This is a genomic window from Paraburkholderia elongata (genome assembly GCF_013177735.1).
In the GTDB taxonomy this organism is placed as follows: Bacteria; Pseudomonadota; Gammaproteobacteria; order Burkholderiales; family Burkholderiaceae; genus Paraburkholderia; species Paraburkholderia elongata.
In genome coordinates this window covers 1-19,734 of the sequence record NZ_WOEZ01000071.1, presented here as the reverse complement: position 1 = coordinate 19,734, position 19,734 = coordinate 1, and the positions used below count along the sequence as shown (strand labels likewise).

Below are 19,734 nucleotides of genomic sequence, written 5' to 3'. Positions count from 1 at the left end.
TGATTTGTTCATATCAACTGATATGAACAGGCGATGCTGTGACGCAGCAGAGATAATGCGCGAAAAGCGCGCGGGGCAAGGCTGGAAATGGAACGGCGGAGATATCGGACTTTTTTTGATTGGCAGCGGCAAATTCAACCATGCGCAGTCAACCGATAAATTCTATTCAAACATTCCGTTCCGATGTTGGCCTGTACCGTTAAAGCAACACACAACATGTGAGCCGCATCAGACACTGGTGCAAAACGGGGACCGAGGCAGATAATCGGTTTGTAAAGGAGAAAGATCATGGATGCCAAACCACCGAAGATTCCGACCCCGGATAAAGTTTTTAGCCCGGATCCGGAACCCGCTGGCGTCGAGTTTCTGGGTGCCGAACTGCCTGAGCACGTTCGCGCATTTTTCGACGAACAACGCAAGTCGTGCGACTCGAAGTAATTGTGCAGTGGCGCGATGCAGCATCAGCGTCCGCGCGTTCGGCGCGCGGCGAAGATTTGCGCGCGCCCCTACGATTGTCTTTTGCCGCTTTCGCGGCACGGGTTACGCCTGCTTGATTACGGCGCCTGGCTCATGTGGCCCGGCGCAGTGATAGCGCACGTCTCTGACGGACGTCTTTAAATATCCCGGTCGATTGTTTTTCGATCGATCGGCGCACCCGCTTGATTCGCGCATCGTCTATTCTTCTGGTTTTTCTTCTGCGGCCGACCGGCCACTCCCGCCTTCCATGAAACGCTCGTATCGCTTTGGAGCGTCATGCGCGCTCGTATTACTCAGCGCGCTTGCTCTCGCGCCAACTCCCGCCGTTGCGGACGGCGACGACACCGCGCTGACCAATCTGATCGCACTGGTTTCACAGCGCCTCGCGCTCGCGGAACCCGTTGCGCGTTGGAAGTGGGCGAACCATCAGGCGATTACGGATACGCCGCGCGAGAACGCGTTGCTCGTCGATGTCGAAAAGCGCGCTGTCGCCGCGAACGTCGATCCGGCGTTTGCGCGCGCCTTCTTCCAGGATCAGATCGACGCCAGCAAGGACGTGCAAAACGCGCTGTTTGCCAACTGGTACAGCACGCGCCCGCCCGAAGGCCCTGCGCCGGACCTGGCCACCAGCACGAGGCCGCAGTTGGACCAGCTGACGCAGTCACTCGTGGCCGGGCTCGCGCGCGTGCAACCGCTACGCGCGGCGCAGGATTGTCCGTCGCGCGTGGCGCAATCGCTTGCTAACTGGAAATCGCTGACGCGCTACGACTCGACCCGGTCGAGCGCGTTGACACGCGCTCTCGGCCACGTGTGCGAAGCGGGTGGAGTCGGGGCGACCGGCTAATCGGTCTGTGCGATCTGAGCGATCTGAGCGATCTGTGCGATCTGTGCGGTCTGCGCGGTCTGCGCGGTCTGCGCGGTCGAAACGGGGGCTTGGAACCCCCGTTGGTTCGCCGCTCTCAGGTGTGGCTCAAGTGTGGATTGAGCCCGCCCTGAGCAGCGGGTCGCTGCGTAACAACAGTGTTAAGCCAGACTCGGCACGGCCGTGCCGCTCGAGACGCTCAACGGCACCACACGCAAACCGCGCGCAAGATGGCTCTGCAGAAGACGATAGGTCGACAGCTCGAACGGGCCAGCTGCGCTCGACGCATGCAGCGCCGCCGCCTGCGCGAGCGAAGGTGCATGCCCGAGGTAACGCCACCGGTCGACAACATGAAAAGCGCGTGCGTGCGACGTTTCTTCACGCTCCTCAAATACGACCGGACCTTCGAACGGCCAGGGCGCATCCACCGGATCACTCTTCGTGACGCGCGGCATCCGGTTATGGCCGGGGCGCAGCGTCGCGATCAACTGCGCCTCCGCGAGCATGGCGCCCAACTCGCCGCCAGTCGCGCGCCACTCGACACGCCGCACTTGCTGCGCGAGCCGCATATCCTTCGACGAGCGCCGCTCACCAGTCAAATGTGAACGCAGCCGCTGACGCACACGTACGCTTCGCCCAACATACAGCGGCAGATCGCCTTCTCCGTAGAAGGCGTAGACACCGCATCCGGCCGGCGCAGTGTCGAGCAGATCTTCGGTAATGTCGCCGGCAAGCCGGTAGCGCCGGGTGGTTCGCTCGATCTGCGCCTGCAAAACGTCCTGCGGCACGAGACCGTCGTGCAGACGCTGCCAGAACTGCCAGATCAGATCGGCGTCGGCGAGCGCGCGGTGACGATCGGACGGGACGAGTCTATGACGCTCCACCAACGCGTCGAGCCCATGACGCTTTTCCGCCGGAAACAAGGCGCGCGACAGGCGCACGGTGCACAACACATCTGGATCGAACGCGAACCCAGCCCGGCGAAACTCCCCGCGCAAAAAACCGCGATCGAAACTGGCGTTGTGCGCCACGAACAGTTTGCCGTTCAGGCGCTCGAACAAGGCCGGAGCGATATCATCGAACGTCGGCTGCCCCCGCACCATCGCGTTCGTGATGCCGGTGAGCTGCTGAATGAATGAAGGAATCGGTTGCTGAGGGTCGACCAGACTGCTCCAGCGCGACACGCCGGCCGGTCCGATTTCAACCACCCCGACTTCGGTGATGCGATGCTCGCTGGTCGAGCCGCCGGTGGTTTCAAGGTCGACGAAGACGATCGGCACATCCAGGGCCGGTGCTGGAAAAAACTGTTCAGACATGGAAAGGGATACTTTGGACGCGTGGCTTTGCGGCAAGTATGCACCAGTTAGCCGTCTCGCACCCAACCAGCATTGCTTTGCCTTTGACGTCGTGCGGTGCAACGACTGCATTTCTGCGCGATCCACGAACCATCTATAAAGCTGCGAATTATTATATTTTCATGACGCCGGTTTGAAAATCCAAAAACGCCATTTTACCTTCCGCGTCTTCCCCATATTTAATTCGAACCAGATAGTTAATAACCTCAATCTCAACCTCAACAACTCCGATAAGCATGAACGGCCATAAAAAAAGCCTTCGCGTCTCGCGAAGGCGTTTTTTGGCGATCAGGCTACCCGGCGACACACGCGGAGCAGCACAGGGTGACTTACAGCGGCTGGATGTTCGCCGCTTGCTTGCCCTTCGGGCCAGTCTTGACCTCGAAGGAAACGCGCTGGCTTTCCTTCAGCGACTTGAAGCCTTCAGAGCGGATCTCCGAAAAGTGCGCGAACAGGTCTTCGCCACCCGAATCCGATGTAATGAAGCCAAAGCCCTTAGCATCGTTGAACCATTTGACGATACCAGTTTCCATATTCCAGTTTTCCTCGATGATTTATCAAAATCGGGCATTGCCCTCAAGCTGCATTTCATGGCCATTTCATCTGCGATCGAGCATTTCTGAAGGCCCTGCTCTCCCAGATCTGACAATTGAAATTCAGCATTGCCGTTATACGAGGAACGAAGAATCAACGTCAAGTAAATTTTTCATATGTCCTTGGTACGCGGCACGATAACCCAATGTCAGATGAATCAAAAATCACGACAGCATATTCGACGAAAACTGAACAACCCTTCACGTCAATATTACTTACTCAATGCCAGATACGGCCGGTATCGGGAAAAACTTCTGCATAGTGGCAAGAATATGTAACAAGATATTTTTTTAGTAAGTGTTTGTCCGAGTTGTTGCGCTGCACTCATGGCAGCATGATGGAAATCAGTAGTGAGAAGTAATGCGCGTCAGGAGATCGCCATGCTGTTCAATGAATTCCGCCGCCTCGTCATCTGGCTCACGCAATCGCAGATAAAGACGGTTCCCGCTCAATCCGGTCCGACCGCCGCGTCCCCTTCGGCCTTCGAATTTGATCCTATGTGGCACGGGGACCACTGGCAAAACCTGCTGTCGTCCCCCATGGACGCGCGCCACTATGTCATGGAAGACTGGAGCATCCCGGTGGCCGACTGGAGCGACGTAGACAGCGCTGCACCGGCGCACTGACTGACGTCCGCGAATCCGCAACCGGCGGGCGAAAAAAAAAGCGCGACTGGGAAGTCGCGCCGACAAAGGTTTGGAGATCTTTTTCGTCAACGAAAAAGTCTGCTTCGGAAAGCAGGGATTTCAGTATAGCGGCTTGGACGATATCGATTATTCACATAATCGACAACCATCTATTGCTATAGCGACAACAATCGTTTTTTACGACTTATCGCGTTGTTTTTTTGCATCGGTTACTGTCGCAAATGAGCAACGCGATTCGCGCTGGCTCGCTTCCCACTCCCCCTCAATAACGCTGCAAGCCTTTATCAGCAAGGCTTAAACGGCATTCGCTTATCGTTTCACATCCAGTAATACTTTATTGCGAAAATCGGAACGTCCGCTTTGCGAGCGTCTCTCTACACTCTGCGTAATCGGAAACCGGCGCGCCAGGAGTACAGCGCGCTTCTCATGCGGATTTCGCCTCTCGCAGCGCCCGCGTGAAGGTCTCCTTAAGCCTGGGTTCAAAACCCACTCTCGCTCTCGGAGTTACAAGATGAAAAAGACCCTCATGGTCGCGGCCCTCACGGGCGTTTTTGCAACGGCGGCACATGCCCAAAGCAGCGTCACGCTGTATGGCTTGATCGACGCCGGCATCACCTATACGAATAACCAGCACGGCCACAGCAACTGGCAAGAAACGAGCGGTTCCGTCAACGGCAGCCGTTGGGGCCTGCGCGGCTCTGAAGATCTGGGCGGCGGTCTCAAGGCCATCTTCACGTTGGAAAATGGCTTCAGCATCGCCAACGGCACGCTGGGCCAAAAGGGCCGTGAGTTCGGCCGTCAGGCATTCGTGGGTCTGGCAAGCGACCAGTTCGGCGCTGTGACCCTCGGCCGTCAATATGACAGCATGGTGGACTTCGTCGGCCCGCTGTCCCTGACGGGCACGCAATATGGCGGCACGCAGTTCGCCCACCCGTTCGATAACGACAACCTGAACAACTCGTTCCGCGTCAACAACTCGGTCAAGTACACCAGCGCGAACTACGGCGGCTTCAAGGGCGGCGCGATGTACGGCTTCTCGAACCAGGCTGGCAGCTTTGCGAACAACCGCGCATACAGCGTTGGTGGAACGTATAACTGGGGCGGCCTGAACGTCGCAGCAGCGTTTATGCAGCTGAACGGCAGCGGCACGGCGAACAGTAACGGCGCAGTGTCGGACGACTTCACGTTCGGAGCAAAGCGTCAGCAAACCTGGGGGGTGGGCGCGAACTACACGTTCGGCCCGGCAACGGCTGGCCTCCTGTACACGCAAACCAACCTGAGCGGCCTGACCAGCATCAGCACAGCTGCAGCGGGTACCGCAGCCGCCGTCTCCCTGCCGAGCAACAGCGCTCACTTCCAGAACTTCGAAGTGAATGGCCGCTATGCCCTCACGCCGGCAGTGAGCGTGGCGGGTTCGTACACCTACACGCGCGCAAGCCTGAACGGTGTGCGTCCGAACTACAACCAGTTCAACCTGCAAACGGACTACGCGCTGTCGAAGCGCACGGATGTGTACCTGCAGGGTGTGTATCAGCGCGTAAACGAAGGTTCGGGCGTGGATGCGAACATCAACGGCTTGGGCGCTGCGTCGTCGACGAACAGCCAGGTCGCTGTGACCGCAGGTCTGCGTCACCGCTTCTAAAGCAGCTCGCAGCACCCGCAGTATCGAAGGCGCCGTTCGCGGCGCCTTTTTTATTCCGCACCGTAAGCACGCTTTGCAGAGGAGAACGAGATGGACCGGCTGTCAGACGCCGAATGGGAGCGAATCGAACACTTGTTCCCGAACACAGATCAGCGGCCGGCCGGCCACCGATTCGCGCGCCGTAATGGATGCGATCCTGTGGATCGAACGCACCGGCGAACGCTGGATGTACCTCCCCGCACACTTTCCGCCGCAACAGACCTGCTACGCGAGATACCTGCAATGGAAGCGCAACGGCACGCTGGGTCAGGTCCACGCCCTGCTGGCCGACGCCGCCGCGCGCGATTGTTTCGATCCGAGTGCCGGCGATTGCGTCGAAACAGCCTGAACCGGGCAGCCTCGCCCGCCTCATCCGACACGCTAATGCGTTGGCCTAGCCGCCGGTATCAGGCAGCGGATACTTGACGTCCAGTATGTCGATCGGCTGCGGGCCAGCCGGGGTGTACAACGTCACCGTATCGCCGATTTTCGCCTTGAGCAGCGCCCGCGCGATCGGCGAGATCCAACTCACATGGCCGACATCCAGATCGACCTCATCGACGCCGACAATCGTCAGGGTATGCACCTCGCCGTCTTCCGTCGCGTACTCGACGGTCGCACCGAAGAAAACCTGATCGACGTTTTCCTGTTTGCTGCTGTCGACCACTTCGGCGATGTCGAGGCGCTTGGTCAGAAAGCGGATCCGACGATCGATTTCTCGCAGACGGCGTTTGCCATAGATGTAATCGCCGTTTTCCGAGCGGTCGCCGTTCGAGGCCGCCCACGACACCAGTCTGACCACCTCCGGCCGCTCGACATCGATCAGATGCAGCAGTTCATCGCGCATACGCCGGTGACCGGCGGGCGTGATGTAGTTTTTCGTACCCGGGGGGATTTCGGGCTGGGCGACGTCGAGGTCGTCGTCATTCTCTTCACTCGACTCTTTGACAAAGGCCTTGTTCATGATGGTCCATTAACTGCAGCAAGCGACTGCCTATCAAGGGTACACGATCAGCGCAATGAGACAAATCGCAATTACATGCTTCCCTTTTTCAAAACCTTTGCTATAATCTCGTTTCTGCGTGCGGCTGTAGCTCAGTTGGATAGAGTACTTGGCTACGAACCAAGGGGTCGTGGGTTCGAATCCTGCCAGCCGCACCACTTATTCGAGGGCCTCCCTCCGGGGAGGCCCTATGTTTTACTCCGGTTTCATCGCAGTTTCGTTGAAATTAGCGTCACCTGTTTAGCGTGCGGCTGTAGCTCAGTTGGATAGAGTACTTGGCTACGAACCAAGGGGTCGTGGGTTCGAATCCTGCCAGCCGCACCACCTATAAAGGGCCTTCCGATCGGAAGGCCCTTTGTTTTTGCGTCACCGTTTTGCTGGTGCTTCAGCGCTTACGCGCCCACCAGGCTTGAATGCCGCGGCGGCGTCACGACACTTATCGCGGCTCCGACTGAATATCACCGATCTGCCCGTCGGGATTCGGCATATCTTCGAATGAACTTCCCACCGATTCCTCGCCGATCGGCTGCGCACGCTCGCCAGTGACCGCCTGCGCCTGCTGCAACACATCGTCCACGCTATCGCCGAAGCGACTTTCGACGAACGCCCGCAGCAGCGCGACCCGCAACGAGTTTCCCCGCCCTTCCACTGTTCGACGGCCACCTTCGAATTCCGCGATGCAATGTGCCGCGCCACGGTACGTCCGCTCACGCACCTCCAGCCGTTGTGCGCGCTCGAGCACCGCGGCTGCCGCTTCCCATGACGTGGACGGCGTAAAACGGCCGTCCCACGGGCGGCCACGGTCATTGCCGCGGATGGAGACGGTTTCGCCGCTGTCGGTAAAGTAGATTTCGCGCACGAAGTCGTGCAGGCTGCGGGCGACCCAATAATCGAGCGCCACGCCGGTGAGGTCAGCTACGTTCATAAACGCACTCCCTGAAGAACAGGTGAGACTTGCTGGTGGCGAGTGCGTTCAGATTCGACGAAGGCCGCATGTAGCGGCCCGAGGCGACCAGACGTCCACGTCGTCGAGCAGACTCAGCCAGCCGTCAGATCAGTAATCCGCCCGCTCGCGGTCGATCCGCATCCCACCGTCGTGACGGTGATGCCCCTCCTCGCTCGGCCGCTCGCGTGCAATGCGCATCACGTCCGGATTCGTACGCACGCGGCGCATGACGTTGGCGAGATGGACGCGATCGCTAACCTGGATCACGAAGCGCAGCACCGTGGATTCCTGCGAGAGGTCTTCGTCCATCGCGATGTGGACGATGTTCGCATCCGCCGAGGTGATGTCGGCAGCCACGCGGGCGAACACGCCCTTGGTGTTCTTGACCAGCACCTTCACCGCGACGTCGAACAGACGACCCGGCTGCGGCGCCCATGCCACGTCGATCCAGCGGCCCGGATCTCGCCGGTGGATACGCTGCGCGACACGGCAATCCGTGGTGTGAATTGCCATGCCGAGGCCGATGCCGATGTAGCCCATGATGTCGTCGCCCGGAATCGGACGGCAGCACGCGGACAACTGCACCGACATGCCTTCAGTGCCGGTGATGACGACCGGCGGCGCATGCGGCCCTGTGCCGTCGGAACGCGAGCCGTCGTCGTCGGCGTCGCGGCCACTCATCAGCACTTCGATACGCTTGGCCATGACCGCGGCGACACGCCGACCGAGACCGATATCTGCGAAGATTTCCTGACGGTTCTTGTTGCCCGTCCACTGCACGAGCTTTTCCCACGCTTCCGGCGTCACGTCCGACAACGCCAGCCCATAACCCTTCAGCGCCTGGTCGACGAGACGCTCGCCGAGCTGGACAGACTCGTTCAACCGCATCGTCTTCAGATAATGGCGGATCGCCGAACGCGCCTTGCCGGTGCGCACGAAACCGAGCCAGGCCGGATTCGGCTTCGAATACGGCGCCGTAATCACTTCAACAATGTCGCCGCTCTTCAGCTCGGTGCGCAGCGGCAGCAGTTCGTTATTGATCTTGACTGCGACGCACTGGTTGCCCAAGTCGCTGTGGATCGAATACGCGAAGTCGAGCGCGGTGGCGCCGCGCGGCAGCGCCATGATCTTCGACTTCGGCGTGAACACGTAGACCGCGTCCGGGAACAGATCGATTTTGACGTGTTCCAGGAATTCGCTCGAATCGCCCGCTTCGCTCTGAATGTCGAGCAGCGACTTGAGCCACTGGTGCGCGCGTTTCTGCACATCGTTCAGATCCGCGCCGCCGTTCTTGTACAACCAGTGCGCAGCGACGCCCGCTTCTGCAATCTCGTGCATCTTGCGCGTGCGCACCTGGAACTCGATCGGTGCGCCGAACGGGCCGACGAGCGTGGTGTGCAGCGATTGATAGCCGTTCACCTTTGGGATCGCGATGTAATCCTTGAACTTGCCCGGCACCGGCTTGTAGAGCGCATGCAGCGCGCCGATGCAGGTGTAGCACTCGAGCGCACTTTCGACCACCACGCGGAAGCCGTACACGTCGAGCACCTGCGAGAACGACAACTGCTTGTCGCGCATCTTCTTATAGATACTGAAGATGGTTTTCTCGCGGCCGGTGACTTCGGCGTCGAGCTTCGCGTCAGCAATCGCGCGCTGCACCGACTCCAGAATCTTGCCGACCACTTCACGCCGGTTGCCGCGCGCGGCCTTGACGGCTTTTTCGAGCGTGGCGTAGCGATGCGGGTTGAAGTTCGCGAAGCTCAGGTCCTGCAGCTCGCGATAGGTATTGTTCAGGCCAAGCCGGTGCGCGATCGGCGCGTAGATGTCCAGCGTCTCGCGCGCCACGCGGCGGCGCTTTTCATGCGGCACCGCACCCAGTGTGCGCATGTTGTGCAACCGGTCGGCGAGCTTCACCAGAATCACGCGGACGTCGCGCGCCATCGCGAGCAGCATCTTGCGGAAGTTTTCCGCCTGCGCCTCTTCGCGATTGCGAAACTCCATCTTGTCCAGCTTCGACAACCCGTCGACCAGTTCCGCGACCTTCGCGCCGAATCGCTCGGCGAGTTCGGCCTTGGTCACCCCCTGGTCTTCCATCACGTCATGCAGCAGCGCCGCCATGATCGACTGGGCGTCGAGATTCCAGCCGGCGCAGATTTCCGCGACGGCGACAGGATGGGTGATGTAGGGCTCGCCGCTCTGGCGATACTGGCCGAGGTGGGCTTCGTCGCTGAAATGGAACGCCGCCTTGACGTCCTTGATCTCTTCCGGCTGCAAATAGCCGGACAGAGCGGATGTCAGCTTGGCGATCGAAACGACGTCATGCCGGCGCGGTTGCTCCGGCGTGGCGGTCGGCCCGAACAGATGGCGAAACGATTGTTCGAGGACCGCGTCGATGTACTTCCGTGCAGACGAGGGCGAGTCGGCGTCGTGTTCCACTTCCGTGGCGGCGGGCGGGGTAGCACTCATTTTCGCCTCCGTAGCGGTTAGGGTTGGACGCCGGTCTGCAGGTTGATGCAATTACGTGTGGCAAATAGGTGTGGCAAATGCTGGCAATCGAAAACGGAACAGTGCGCCTTAAACCGGCACCTTCTTCAGCATTTCGACGCCGACCTGGCCTGCTGCGATTTCGCGCAGTGCGACGACCGTGGGCTTGTCGCGGCTTTCGATCTTCGGCGTGTGACCTTGAGCGAGCTGACGCGCGCGATAGGTTGCGGCAAGCGCAAGTTCGAAACGGTTCGGGATCTGTTTGAGGCAGTCTTCGACGGTAATGCGGGCCATGTTGGGTTCCTTCTCAGTATGTTGCTTATTCTACCTTATGTGCTCGAACCACCGCCGCGCTCACGCGTGTGGCAGGTGGATTCCGAGCTGCACGAAAAGCTGCGTGTGGCGCGCGTATTGCGAGGCGAAGCGCGAACGCGTCGCGGCCACGAGGCACCGCAGTTCGCCGAGCGCACGCTCGAAGTTGTCGTTGATCACGACGTACTCCGCTTCGGCCGCGTGCGCCATCTCGCTGCCGGCTGCGAGCAGACGGCGCGTGATCACGTTCGGCTCGTCCTGGCCGCGCTTTTTCAAACGCTCTTCGAGCGCATCGAGAGACGGCGGCAAGATGAAAATTTCGACTGCATTGTGAAACTGTTTCTTCACCTGCTGCGCGCCTTGCCAGTCGATTTCGAGCAGCACGTCATGCCCGCTTTTCATCTGCTCTTCGATCCACAAGCGCGAGGTCGCGTAGTAGTTGCCGTGCACTTCCGCGCTTTCCAGAAACTCGCCAGCGGCGTGACGCGTGAGGAAATCGTCGACCGCCGTGAAGTGATAGTGCTCGCCGTCCTGCTCCTTCGGACGCGGCGGGCGCGTCGTGTACGAAATCGATAGACGAATCGCGTTGTCGCCGGCGAGCAGCGCGTTCACGAGCGTCGACTTGCCCGCGCCCGAAGGCGCGACCACCATAAACAGGTTGCCGGGATAAGCACCGGCGTAAGGGTTGCGCGGTGCGCTGGTTTCGCGTGTGTGGTCGGTCATGTTCTCGAGGCTCCTGCCTTACTCCAGATTCTGTACTTGCTCGCGCATCTGTTCGATGAGCAGCTTCAGGGTCATCGACGAATCGGCCAGCTCCTTCGCAGCCGCCTTCGAGCCGAGCGTGTTCGCTTCGCGATTCAGCTCCTGCATCATGAAGTCGAGGCGCTTGCCGACCTTGCCGCCCTTCTCGATCACATGACGCGTTTCGTTCAGATGAGCCGTGAGGCGCGACAGTTCTTCGGCGATGTCGATGCGGATGCCGTACATCGTCACTTCCTGGCGAATCCGTTCGTTGATTTCTTCACGCGAGACCGTCGTCGTCGCCGTATCGGGCGCGGCAATGCCGAGCGCTTCCTGCAGACGTTCGACGATTTTCTGTTGATGTTTGGCGATCAGTTCCGGCACGAGTGGCGTGATCTTCGTGACGATCGCTTCCATCTCGGTGACGTTGGCGAGCAGCATCGTCGCCAGTTGCGCCCCTTCGCGGGCACGCACGTCGATCAGATCGGTAATCGCCTGCTTGCCGCATGCGAGCACCGCATCGCGCAGCACTTCCGGCGCCACACCGGTTTCGGCCAGCACGCCCGGCCAGCGCAGAATTTCTCCAGTGCGCAGGCGCCCTGCTTCCGGGAAGGTCGACAGCACGGTGCGCTCGAGCAGCGCGAGTTGCGTCAGTGCATCGCGATTGATCGAACCGGCGTTGGCCGACTGTTCGCTGCGCTGCAGGTTGATACGAATATCGACCTTGCCGCGCGAGAGCTTGTTCACGAGCATTTCGCGCAGCGTCGGTTCGCAGACGCGCACGTCTTCCGGCATCCGGAAGTTCAGATCGAGAAAGCGCGAGTTTACGGTGCGCAGTTCGACCGACACGCTCACGCCGCCTGTGCCTGAGGCCGGGACGAGTTCGCGCGTGGCGCTCGCATAGCCAGTCATGCTGTAGATCATCGTATTTCTCGCGATTGTGGCCATGCGTGTGACGATGGCCGGAGAGTCGAATCGCCCGGCGTGTACGAGACGCGAGGCGGAGAATCCGCATTATCCCATTTTTACCGACAAGGCCCCGTCACACGACGGCGGCCGCGCGCGAAGCACTACCTCGCGCAGAGCCCCGGCACACGCGGCCAGTCGTCCGACGGACAGGCCGCCCCGCGCCCGGCGCGATCGGCGGTAAAATTGCGCTTTCCCTCCTGCTTTTCTTCCAGACCGATCCCAACATGACCGACAACACCCAACGCCCCAGCGGCCGCCAGGCCAATCAGCTGCGCGACGTGCGCATCACGCGCCACTACACGAAGCATGCGGAGGGCTCGGTGCTGGTCGAATTCGGCGACACCAAGGTCATCTGCACGGCAAGCATCGCCGAGAGCGTGCCGTCGTTCCTGCGCGACCGTGGCCAAGGCTGGCTGACCGCCGAATACGGCATGCTGCCGCGCGCCACGCATACCCGCAGCGACCGTGAAGCCGCGCGCGGCAAGCAGACTGGCCGCACGCAAGAAATCCAGCGTCTGATCGGCCGCGCACTGCGCTCGGTGTTCGATCTCGAGAAGCTCGGCGCACGCACGCTGCATATCGATTGCGACGTGATCCAGGCCGACGGCGGCACGCGCACGGCCGGCATCACCGGCGCGTTCGTGGCCGCCCACGACGCGGTGGCCAAATTGCTGGCTACGGGGCGCATCGAAAGCTCGCCGATCACGGATTACGTAGCGGCGATTTCGGTCGGCGTGTACGACGGTCTGCCAGTGCTGGATCTCGATTACGATGAAGATTCGCAATGCGACACCGACATGAACGTGGTGATGACGGGCGCGGGCGGCTTCGTCGAAATTCAGGGCACGGCCGAGGGCGTGCCTTTCTCGCGCGATGAAATGAGTTCGCTGCTCGATCTGGCAAGCGACGGCATCAACACCCTGATCGCGAAGCAGAAAGAAGCGTTGGAGCAAAAGAGTGAGTGAGGTTCGTCAAGACAACGGCGCTGTTGCGTCTGACTCGCCGTTGAAGAAAGTCGTGCTGGCGTCGAACAACGCGGGCAAGCTGCGCGAGTTCGCGGCGCTGCTCGGTGCGGCCGGCATCGACCTGATTCCGCAAGGCGAGCTGAACGTGCCGGAGGCGGAAGAGCCGCATCCGACTTTCGTCGAAAACGCGCTGACCAAGGCACGTCACGCGGCGAAGCTAACCGGCCTGCCCGCGCTCGCCGACGATTCCGGCTTGTGCGTGCGCGCGCTGCGTGGTGCGCCCGGCGTTTATTCGGCGCGCTACGCGCAGCTGTCAGGCGGTGAAAAGAGCGATGCGGCGAACAACGCGCAGCTCGTTTCGGCCTTGGCGGGCGAAACCGATCGCCGCGCGTATTACTACTGCGTGCTGGCGCTCGTGCGTCATGCGGACGATCCCGAACCGCTGATCGCCGAAGGCCGCTGGCACGGCGAAATGCTGGATGCGCCACGCGGCGCGAATGGTTTCGGCTATGACCCGTACTTCTTCCTGCCGTCTCTGAATGCGAGCGCTGCGGAACTCGAACCGGCGGTGAAGAACGCCAGCAGCCATCGCGCGATTGCATTGCGCCACCTGCTCGCGCGTTTGACGGAGGAAGCGTGATTCCGATCAAACCGGCGCCTGCCGATATCGGCAACGGCGTCATCAAGGCGTTCACGTCGCCCGGCAGCATTCGCCTGACGTCGTTGCCGCCGTTGGCGTTGTACGTGCACTTTCCCTGGTGCGTGCGCAAATGCCCGTACTGCGATTTCAACTCGCACGAATGGAAAGGCGACACATTTCCGGAGACCGAGTATCTTGACGCGCTGCGCGCCGATCTCGAGATGGCGCTGCCGCTCGTGTGGGGGCGCCAGGTGCATACCGTGTTCATCGGCGGCGGCACGCCCAGCTTGCTGTCGGCGGCCGGCCTCGACCGCATGCTGTCCGACGTGCGCGCACTGCTGCCGCTCGACGCCGACGCGGAAATCACGCTCGAAGCCAACCCTGGTACCTTCGAAGCCGCCAAGTTCGCGCAGTTTCGCGCGAGCGGCGTGAATCGTCTGTCGGTGGGCATCCAGAGTTTCAATGAAGCGCATCTGAAGGCGCTCGGCCGGATTCACGACGCGACGCAGGCACGCCACGCGGTCGAAGTAGCCGCAAGCACCTTCGACAACTTCAACCTCGATCTGATGTTCGCGCTGCCGCAGCAGACGCTCGCGGAGTGTCAGGCAGATGTGGAGACGGCGTTGTCGTTCGCGCCGCCGCATTTGTCGCTGTATCACCTGACGCTGGAACCGAACACGCTGTTTGCGAAATTCCCGCCTGCGCTCCCCGACGACGATGCGTCCGCCGACATGCAGGACTGGATTCACGAACGCACGACGGCCGCAGGTTACGAACGCTACGAGGTGTCCGCGTATGCGCAGCCGCATCGGCAGAGCAAGCACAATCTGAATTACTGGCGCTTCGGCGACTATCTCGGCATCGGCGCGGGCGCGCATACCAAGCTGTCGTTTCCGAACCGCGTACTGCGTCAGGTGCGCTACAAGCACCCGACCACCTTCATCGAGCAGGCATTGGCCGGCACGGCAGTGCAAGAAGAGAATGAGGTCGGGCCGCGCGATCTGCCGTTCGAGTTCATGTTGAACGCGCTGCGGCTGGTGGAAGGGTTTCCAGTGCATCGCTTTATCGAGCGCACGGGGATGTCGATGACCTCGATCGAACCGGCTTTGCAGGAGGCGGAACGACGCAAGCTGATTACGCGCGACCACGAAAAGATCGCGCCGACACCGCTTGGCCAAGCCTTCCTGAACGATCTGCAAGCGCTGTTTCTGAAAGATCCGCAGTGATTGCAGCCCCGCCGAGCGCCGCAACGAAGATTTTTCAGGTTACAATTTAGGGCTTGGAGGCGTGGCCGAGCGGTTTAAGGCACCGGTCTTGAAAACCGGCGAAGGAGTGATCCTTCCGTGAGTTCGAATCTCACCGCCTCCGCCACATACATCAAAAAATCCCCGTAAATTCAACGACTTACGGGGATTTTTAGTTTTCGGCATGCCATCTGGCATGCCATCGGCGTCTAGCTTGGCTTGGACCAAATTGCAGTGCATTGGTCCAAGCACTGTGACGAGTGTGGCGGCTATGGTTGCGCCGCAGCCCAGATGGACTGCGACGATCTATCAGGCGCAGGAGCGAGCACGTAGCCTCCAGACGCTCATCGACGGCGGCATCGATCCGCGGGAACACGAGGCCGAGCAGAAGGCAGCGCACGAGGCTCGGCAGGCTGCCAAGCACCGTCAGGATGTGACGGTCGGCGAAGCATGGGCACACTATCTCGAGCATCTTCGCACGAAGATTTCGCCGAAAACGAAAAAGCCTCGGTCGGAGAGATACATCACCGACCATATCAACCTTTCGTCACCGGGCGGCGGCATCGCCAAACGAGGCGGTAAAGAAAAGGTGCGGGGCCCGCTCCGCTCATGCAATGCAGGATGTCCGAAATTACAGCAAAGAGCATGGCCGCCTGGCTGGAGGGTGAAATAGCCCGAGGACCGACGAACGCCGGTCATGCGTTTGGCCTGTTTAAGGCGTTCATTCGGTGGTGCGACACTCACGAGACGTATGCGGGCAGCGCATGCATCAAACGCCGGCTGCCATAGTTCGCGCCGCTGGCGGCGAATGTGAGCGCCGATGTAAAAGCGACAGTACACGACGACGCAAGGTTGAACGAAACATTCAATAACAAAGGGGCCGCGCGGGCCCCTGTGCTACGGCTGCAGACGGTCAGAACGGCGGGGCGTGCTCGTTGAACGGCAGTTCGCGCTGCTGGCGATCTTCGCGCAGCATGCGCTGCATGCAGCGCAGAGACCGCCACACAGGTTCGCCGTGTGCTATCGCGCTTGCAAGCGCAAGCGTCAAACCCTCGACACGCCGACGGCTCATCTCACGCTTCATTCCGGTGTTCCGGCCGAGCGCATCATTCAGACCATCGTTAGCTGCATTCGGCCAATGGTCAGAGCCGGTCATCTGGCTATCAGATGATAACAATCTATATGAAACGCCAGAGGATTTCCCGATGAATACGAAATCGTCAAATTCGCAAACGTCAGAAGATGAGAAATCTTGACCATTTGCTCTAGGAGAGCTTGCCCTATGCAGTTTGGGTCGTTAAGTGTCGCCGAGACCCGAATGTTGGAAATCACTGCGGGTGATAAAGAAGCGGATGTCGAGAAAGATTTCGGGCGTGATGTTCCGATCGAGGCGGAAGAACGATGGCCAGCCGAACGACGTGTCCGAGCTTCGCTTGTTAAGTGACTGTGCGACCAGCCTGAGGCGATGGGAAAAATAGCTACAACACCCCAAGTTCTATGCTTAACTGTGTTATGGGGTCGGTCGACCGTGGCCAGGCAAGCTGCTTCAGTCAAGGGGTTGACGACATGCAATTAGTAGTCACGCGGTCGAATCTGTCCGATGTATTGGCCGAACACCAGCCGAGCAGCAGTTCAGGGCGCGACGCCTTGGGACTGGCCGCAGTCACCGTAGTTTTGTGGGACCTGCTCTCGCTGTCGCATCTAGGGCGCGGGCCGACCGGCTTCCTCGCCTCAGGGCTCCTGTCCTGGGTCGCCGTCTCGCCGGTCGCCGCCGCCAGCTGGATTGCCGTCCTGCTTGACTCCACCCTGTTGTGGGTGGGCATGTCGGCGATGCGGAACAGCCGCTGGTTCTCCCTGTATCGGCGTCGCCTCTGGGAAACGGTGACGCGAGCGTCCCGGCTGTCGAGCCGCCCGATGACGCCCGCCTCCGCCGCCGCGTTGGGCTGGGGGCTTGTCTGCTTGGTCTATGTGGCAGCAATGTTGACGCACGGCATCGCTGACTTGACTGGCTCAACACCCGTTGGCCTGCTGCTCGCCGTGCTGCTGGGGATGGGTGTCGGCGTGCTGGCGGTAGGGGTTGCGAGCACGATGCGTCTACAGCGCTTCACGGTGGCTGGCGGTATCGGTTTAGCCGCACTTATCCTGACCTTTGTCTGCTTGACCAGCCCGCCGCTGATCCAGACCTTCGGCGTCGGCAATGAGGCGGCCGGCACGCGGTTCGCGAACTGGTCGATGCTCGCCTTCCTGAGCGTCGTCTGCGTCACGCTGTTCTTGGCCTTCGAAATCGACGAAGAGAGTCTCAACCTGCTCCTGCGATGGGATCCCGCCGTCGACGGCGGGACAGGTGGTCGACCATTCGAACACCGACCGCTGATCCAGACGTCCTATCGCCGGGCGATCCTTCACGTTCATCCCCAGGGCCAACCGATCCTCCTCGTGACGAAGACGCTGGGGGAGCCCCAATACGTGGTCAGCCAGCCGCTGCCGCTGGACGAAAGCCAGCCCATCGACCTGAATCAGACCGGCTTCACGATATGGGATCTGCATGAGGTGTCGAAGTCCATCCTCGATGCAGGGGGTACAGCCGTCGCGCCGACGATCATCAGCGACTCGCAGGATTTGGTGCAGGTCGCGGTAACGCCCTATGCCCAGCCGTCGACGGCCAAGCTCCCACCGAACCTGCGCATCAATGAGCAGACCTTCACCTACCTCAAGGACCACGTGTTCCTGCCGGGGGCGCTCGCACCACAGATGAAGTCCGCGGTGGCCCTTGCCTTGCGAGAACTCACTGCCGATATCCTGGGTGAAGGCGGGCTGGGCCAAGGCGGCGACCGCTTGGCCGAGATGAGCGCGAGTTGGCAGGCGGACTACCACAAGCTCGATCTGGTACACACCGCGGATCGCTTGGAGGAGACCAACGTGTTGTTCCGCACACCGGCGTTCATCAACTCCCTGCGCCAGAAGGAGGCACTGGCCATGCAGATCATTGAGCGCATTGGCAAAGATGCAGCTCAACTGTTGGTTCTAGAGAACAGGCTCAGGACCGTCGCAACAGATTTGCCCGCGCGCGTACAGGCGAGTTTCATAAAGGGAATCGACGCGCTGCTAAGCACTCTGGACGACGAGCAGCGCAAGGCGATTCGCGACGTTATCGGCCTTTTCAACTTCACCGCCGGGGCACAAACCAGCGGGCTCGACACGCTTTCGGCGTTGCGTCAGGAGGCCCGAGCGGTGCAGGCCAAGATCGCGACCGATAAGAAGGAAGCCGAGGCCAAAGTGGAGGGTTCGCAGAAGGAGGTCGACGTTTTCGTGCAGACGCTAATGGCTAGCCCCATGCTGAGCTCGCCACAGCGAAAGTTTCTAGAAGCCTGGGGCAACCAGTTGCCCAAGCCCCTCGCGCCCAGCCCGGCGCCGCTGCCGCCGCCAGACGGCGGCAGCCTGCCACGCCCGAACCGCCGGCGCTTCTGAGCCGCCCGATATGCAGCTGCTAACGTTGTTTCAGGTCGGGGCCACGCCCCGCTATGGCGAGGACGAGAAGGCGGCACTGGGCGGCAACCTGGTCTCGCAACGAGCCTTCCTCACAGCGATGATCACCGACCACTGCATCCGGCACCGCGCAACGCTTGAGATCCGGTTCGCGGCCTCGGCCGACGGCGCAATCAACAGCTTCGTTGGGCTGCACGGCGATGACCTCGATGCCGGCGAACCCGAGGGGCCGTCAACTAAGCTGGTGGCACGGCTGCTGCCCGCCGACTACGGCTGGCGGCTCTCGAACGACCTGAAGGCCTATAACGGCGGCATCCGCGCGCCGGTGCACGTGGCCCGCGTGATTCGGACGGCTCAGATCATGGATCTGCCATACGTGCCACCCGATCCACGTGGTACCACGAGCCACGCGTTCGACTCGCTGCGCATTGTGCCGGGCTCGCCCCTAGGCGGAATTGCCAGCGCGCGCCTCAAGCGGGCGTTCCCAGACATTGAGGAGGGTCCGCAACAGTTCGACGAGAAGCGGTTGTGCCTGCCGTTCCTCGGCAGCTTGAACGGGTGGCGTGCCGAGATGCGCGTCCTGTTTGAACAGATGCTGGCGAATCGGCCGGCGATCATCTCCATCGGACTGCGCCCGCTGCAGGAGGAGGAGCTGGACGAGTCGCGACTGCTCGCGGCCGGGTGGCGGCGCATGCTCGCCCCGGCGCTAGGCTCGCTGGCGAACTCGGGCTTCGCCGACGCCGCCTCGCTTTCGCGCACCTTCGACCGCTTCGCCATGCCGGCGGCTTACCTCGTGCAAGCGAGCATCAAGTGCGCCGCGCTGTCCGCCGAGTCCGCCGCGGGCGTTGCGTCGGTGCTCGCCGCCTGCCTTGGCGGCTCGACGGGCTTCGAGATCCGCCATCCATCGCGCTCGGCCAACGTGCGCGACCTGCCGACGATGTACTGCGACTATCCCGTCCCGGGCCAGCCGCCGAGCGACGCGGCGGACCTCCGTAACGACCAGCGCGAGCGCCTGCTCGCCGACGGCGTCGTTCTCCAGGAAGACGACCCCGCGCTCGAGTTCATGGCGAGAGTGAACCACATCTACACGCTCGACGAGATCCACTCGGTGGTCGAATTGCCGATCGCCGACGACCACGGCCTACCGGGCATGATCACGCGCCCGGTGCCACCCTTTCCCACGCCCTGGACGCCCGGCGACGAGGCAGCCCATCCCGTCGTGCGCATAGATCCTATGTAGGCAGGCCGGTCGTCCACGAACTGATACGTAAAATCAGCGTGTCGAGTCCCTGTTCAAAGGAGAGAGCATCATGCGCACGGATCAGACG

At 61.1% G+C, this 19,734-nt stretch carries 21 protein-coding genes and 3 tRNA genes; 15 read left to right on the top strand and 9 right to left on the bottom strand.

Translation table 11 applies throughout. The annotated features are described in order from the left end of the window. Positions 1-288: 288 nt before the first annotated feature. Entirely contained in the window at positions 289-438 is a 150-nt protein-coding gene (locus GNZ13_RS14360; RefSeq protein WP_028200145.1) for a hypothetical protein, read from the top strand. A gap of 286 nt (positions 439-724) precedes the next feature. Next, positions 725-1,321, top strand: coding sequence for a chorismate mutase (locus GNZ13_RS14355; RefSeq protein WP_172165262.1), 597 nt, complete (start codon positions 725-727; stop codon positions 1,319-1,321). 179 nt (positions 1,322-1,500) lie between these two features. On the opposite strand, the gene GNZ13_RS14350 is transcribed toward GNZ13_RS14355, so the two are convergent. After that, positions 1,501-2,655: an exonuclease domain-containing protein gene (locus GNZ13_RS14350; protein ID WP_172165259.1), complete on the bottom strand. Its 1,155-nt coding sequence runs from the start codon at positions 2,653-2,655 to the stop codon at positions 1,501-1,503. 368 nt (positions 2,656-3,023) lie between these two features. After that, complete coding sequence (locus GNZ13_RS14345) at positions 3,024-3,227, bottom strand: cold-shock protein (protein WP_172165256.1); 204 nt, start codon at positions 3,225-3,227, stop codon at positions 3,024-3,026. A 441-nt stretch (positions 3,228-3,668) separates the two neighbouring features. Here GNZ13_RS14345 and GNZ13_RS14340 point away from each other — a divergent pair, with 441 nt between their 5' ends. The 3 genes from GNZ13_RS14340 (at position 3,669) to GNZ13_RS53465 (ending at position 5,965) form a co-directional block, all read left to right on the top strand. Beyond that, positions 3,669-3,914, top strand: coding sequence for a hypothetical protein (locus GNZ13_RS14340; RefSeq protein WP_172165253.1), 246 nt, complete (start codon positions 3,669-3,671; stop codon positions 3,912-3,914). A gap of 532 nt (positions 3,915-4,446) precedes the next feature. Then, positions 4,447-5,577: a porin gene (locus tag GNZ13_RS14335; protein WP_172165250.1), complete on the top strand. Its 1,131-nt coding sequence runs from the start codon at positions 4,447-4,449 to the stop codon at positions 5,575-5,577. 73 nt (positions 5,578-5,650) lie between these two features. After that, positions 5,651-5,965, top strand: coding sequence for a transposase (locus tag GNZ13_RS53465; protein ID WP_268959156.1), 315 nt, complete (start codon positions 5,651-5,653; stop codon positions 5,963-5,965). Positions 5,966-6,010: 45 nt separating this feature from the next. Here GNZ13_RS53465 and greB read toward each other — a convergent pair whose 3' ends face one another. Continuing rightward, positions 6,011-6,580, bottom strand: coding sequence for a transcription elongation factor GreB (gene greB / locus GNZ13_RS14325; protein WP_172165244.1), 570 nt, complete (start codon positions 6,578-6,580; stop codon positions 6,011-6,013). A 120-nt stretch (positions 6,581-6,700) separates the two neighbouring features. On the opposite strand from greB, the gene GNZ13_RS14320 reads away from it, so the two are divergent. Both GNZ13_RS14320 and GNZ13_RS14315 read left to right on the top strand, forming a co-directional pair. Further along, positions 6,701-6,777 (top strand) — tRNA-Arg (locus GNZ13_RS14320). An 89-nt stretch (positions 6,778-6,866) separates the two neighbouring features. Beyond that, positions 6,867-6,943, top strand: a tRNA-Arg gene (locus tag GNZ13_RS14315). A gap of 112 nt (positions 6,944-7,055) precedes the next feature. Here the strand turns inward: GNZ13_RS14315 and GNZ13_RS14310 are convergent. From GNZ13_RS14310 to GNZ13_RS14290, 5 genes are all read right to left on the bottom strand, one after another. Further along, positions 7,056-7,544 carry a phage protein NinX family protein gene (locus GNZ13_RS14310; protein ID WP_172165241.1) on the bottom strand — a complete coding sequence of 163 codons (489 nt, stop codon included), beginning with the start codon at positions 7,542-7,544 and terminating at the stop codon, positions 7,056-7,058. A gap of 129 nt (positions 7,545-7,673) precedes the next feature. Next, positions 7,674-10,031 carry a RelA/SpoT family protein gene (locus GNZ13_RS14305; RefSeq protein WP_172165238.1) on the bottom strand — a complete coding sequence of 786 codons (2,358 nt, stop codon included), beginning with the start codon at positions 10,029-10,031 and terminating at the stop codon, positions 7,674-7,676. 108 nt (positions 10,032-10,139) lie between these two features. After that, a complete protein-coding gene (gene rpoZ, locus GNZ13_RS14300) occupies positions 10,140-10,343 on the bottom strand; it encodes a DNA-directed RNA polymerase subunit omega (RefSeq protein WP_006025620.1) in 204 nt (67 codons plus the stop codon). A 60-nt stretch (positions 10,344-10,403) separates the two neighbouring features. After that, positions 10,404-11,084, bottom strand: coding sequence for a guanylate kinase (gene gmk / locus GNZ13_RS14295; protein ID WP_172165235.1), 681 nt, complete (start codon positions 11,082-11,084; stop codon positions 10,404-10,406). Positions 11,085-11,102: 18 nt separating this feature from the next. Continuing rightward, positions 11,103-12,026 (bottom strand): YicC/YloC family endoribonuclease, encoded by a 924-nt coding sequence (locus GNZ13_RS14290; RefSeq protein WP_172165232.1) that lies wholly within the window; start codon positions 12,024-12,026, stop codon positions 11,103-11,105. Between the two features lie 269 nt (positions 12,027-12,295). Between GNZ13_RS14290 and rph the strand changes: the two genes are divergently transcribed. The 5 genes from rph (at position 12,296) to GNZ13_RS14265 (ending at position 15,593) form a co-directional block, all read left to right on the top strand. Next, complete coding sequence (gene rph / locus GNZ13_RS14285; RefSeq protein ID WP_172165229.1) at positions 12,296-13,036, top strand: ribonuclease PH; 741 nt, start codon at positions 12,296-12,298, stop codon at positions 13,034-13,036. Next, positions 13,029-13,676, top strand: a complete 648-nt coding sequence (rdgB, locus tag GNZ13_RS14280) for an RdgB/HAM1 family non-canonical purine NTP pyrophosphatase (RefSeq protein WP_172165226.1) — start codon at positions 13,029-13,031, stop codon at positions 13,674-13,676. The genes rph and rdgB overlap by 8 nt, the downstream gene beginning before the upstream one ends. Beyond that, positions 13,673-14,902, top strand: a complete 1,230-nt coding sequence (gene hemW, locus GNZ13_RS14275; protein ID WP_172165223.1) for a radical SAM family heme chaperone HemW — start codon at positions 13,673-13,675, stop codon at positions 14,900-14,902. Before rdgB ends, hemW begins: the two co-directional genes overlap by 4 nt. 55 nt (positions 14,903-14,957) lie before the next feature. After that, positions 14,958-15,047, top strand: a tRNA-Ser gene (locus GNZ13_RS14270). Between the two features lie 144 nt (positions 15,048-15,191). Beyond that, on the top strand, positions 15,192-15,593 hold the full coding sequence (locus tag GNZ13_RS14265; protein ID WP_172165220.1) for a hypothetical protein: 402 nt from the start codon (positions 15,192-15,194) through the stop codon (positions 15,591-15,593). A gap of 240 nt (positions 15,594-15,833) precedes the next feature. On the opposite strand, the gene GNZ13_RS14260 is transcribed toward GNZ13_RS14265, so the two are convergent. Further along, positions 15,834-16,076: a hypothetical protein gene (locus GNZ13_RS14260; protein WP_172165217.1), complete on the bottom strand. Its 243-nt coding sequence runs from the start codon at positions 16,074-16,076 to the stop codon at positions 15,834-15,836. A 162-nt stretch (positions 16,077-16,238) separates the two neighbouring features. On the opposite strand from GNZ13_RS14260, the gene GNZ13_RS53460 reads away from it, so the two are divergent. From GNZ13_RS53460 to GNZ13_RS14250, 3 genes are all read left to right on the top strand, one after another. Next, positions 16,239-16,364, top strand: coding sequence for a hypothetical protein (locus tag GNZ13_RS53460; RefSeq protein ID WP_268959155.1), 126 nt, complete (start codon positions 16,239-16,241; stop codon positions 16,362-16,364). A gap of 122 nt (positions 16,365-16,486) precedes the next feature. Further along, positions 16,487-18,388, top strand: a complete 1,902-nt coding sequence (locus GNZ13_RS14255; RefSeq protein ID WP_172165214.1) for a hypothetical protein — start codon at positions 16,487-16,489, stop codon at positions 18,386-18,388. Between the two features lie 10 nt (positions 18,389-18,398). Continuing rightward, on the top strand, positions 18,399-19,646 hold the full coding sequence (locus GNZ13_RS14250; protein WP_172165211.1) for a hypothetical protein: 1,248 nt from the start codon (positions 18,399-18,401) through the stop codon (positions 19,644-19,646). Positions 19,647-19,734 lie beyond the last annotated feature (88 nt).